The sequence below is a fragment of the Vibrio sp. 2134-1 genome, from assembly GCF_033339495.1.
This window is the reverse complement of the sequence record NZ_JAWOUS010000887.1, coordinates 1-534: the sequence shown is the minus strand read 5'-3', so window position 1 is coordinate 534 and position 534 is coordinate 1. Positions and strand designations below refer to the sequence as shown.

Below are 534 nucleotides of genomic sequence, written 5' to 3'. Positions count from 1 at the left end.
TCCGTAAAACCAAGGTAATAAAGGCACCTCAATAGGTGCCTTTGGTTACACTTTTTATCAAACTTGCGTCAAGTTAACGCTGAACGATAGAGTTGCAAATACGATTCTGCGGCCTTCCGCCAGCAAAAATCTTTTTGCATTGCATGCAGTTGTACTCTTTGCACTTCCGTCAGGTTTTGCGCATACAACAGCAACGCTCGCAGCATAGTAAGTAGCAGCGCTCGAGGCGTCGGTTCATAAAATACAAATCCAGTAGCGTCGCAAGGGTCTACGTAGTAATCATTCACACTGTCTTTTAAGCCACCTACCCCTCTCACGATAGGTAAGGTGCCATAAGCCATGCTGTAGATCTGATTTAAGCCACATGGTTCGAATTCAGAAGGCATTAAGAAGAAATCCGAACCAGCTTCAACTAAATGCGCGAGTTCATTGTCATACGCCTCAACAAATACAAACTTGTCGGAGAATTGCGCCGCAACCTCTTCCAATTGTGCAGCCAAAACGGGATCACCCGTCCCAACAACAACGACTTGA

The 534-nt window shown here is 45.5% G+C and carries 1 protein-coding gene; it reads right to left on the bottom strand.

Annotation, left to right across the window (positions count from 1 at the left end):
- Nucleotides 1-68 precede the first annotated feature (68 nt).
- On the bottom strand, nt 69-534 hold a 466-nt coding region (locus tag R7R78_RS29085; protein WP_225474961.1), incomplete at its 5' end, for a glycosyltransferase.